This is a genomic window from Clostridium sp. AF36-4 (assembly GCF_003435975.1).
Classification (GTDB): Bacteria; Bacillota; Clostridia; order Lachnospirales; family Lachnospiraceae; genus Eubacterium_F.
Window position 1 is genome coordinate 1 of record NZ_QTVH01000071.1, and the last position, 1,086, is coordinate 1,086.

2 protein-coding genes are annotated in these 1,086 nt (G+C 43.1%); both read left to right on the plus strand.

The annotated features are described in order from the left end of the window. Positions 1-348: transposase (locus DW005_RS14315; RefSeq protein ID WP_242989498.1), on the plus strand; the 348-nt coding region annotated here is incomplete at its 5' end. After that, on the plus strand, positions 266-1,086 hold an 821-nt coding region (locus tag DW005_RS13630), incomplete at its 3' end, for an IS3 family transposase (RefSeq protein WP_242989499.1). The genes DW005_RS14315 and DW005_RS13630, both read left to right, overlap by 83 nt.

Sequence of the window (1,086 nt, forward strand, 5' to 3'; positions counted from 1 at the left end):
ATGTCCAGATCAAGAAGAAATTTCAGTGCTGAATTTAAAACCAACCTCGTACTCCAGCTGCTTAAGGGAGAAAAAGAACTTAATGTCCTTGCTGTTGAAAACGATATTCAACCAAATCTCCTCCGCAATTGGAAGAAAGAATTCCTTACAAATGCGTCTCTTGCTTTTGATAACAAGCGAGAAGACAATCTCCGGGAAAAACTTGCCGAAGAACGCAAGGAAAAAGCCGAATACGCCAAAAAGGTCGGTCAACTTACTATGCAGGTTGACTGGCTCAAAAAAAAATCTGAAGAAGTTATCGGACCTGACTACGAGAGTAAATTTAGTCCGAAACCTTTCGACGAATAAGGAACTGCCGGTTTCTACAGGAGCTAAACTACTCGGAATCAACCGCACCAGCGTATATTATGGCGGTATCCCCGTTTCAGAGGAAGAACTGGAATGCAAGTCTATCATTGACCATCTGCATACGGATAATCCTACCTGGGGAGCCCGTCAGATGTCTGCTCAACTTAAACTGCGCGGATATCAGGTTGGTCGCCGTAAAGCGGGCAGATATATGCGTGAAATGGACATTACACCAATTTATCCAAAGATGAATCTGTCTAAGCGCATGAAGCAGGCAAAAGTCTGTCCGTATCTGCTTCGTAACGCAGTCATTGACCGTTCCAATCAGGCATGGTCGATTGACATTACATACATTCCAATGAAGCATGGATTTCTTTATCTGACAGCCATTATCGACTGGTACAGCCGTTGTATCGTTGGCTGGGATGTTGATGATACTCTGGATACCACTATGGTCATCAACGCCTGTAAAAAAGCATTTAAAGTAGCTAAGCCGTTAATCATCAACTCGGATCAGGGAAGCCAGTTTACCAGTGACAAATACATCGAATTTATTCGAGATAATGGAATTCGGCAAAGCATGGATGGCAAAAGTCGATGGGCAGATAATATCATGATTGAACGCTGGTTCCGCAGCTTCAAGTATGAGGAAGCATATCTCACGGAGTATGCTAATCTCAAGGAAGCAAGAGAAGCCATTGGAAGGTATATCTACACCTATAACTTTGAAAGATGCCA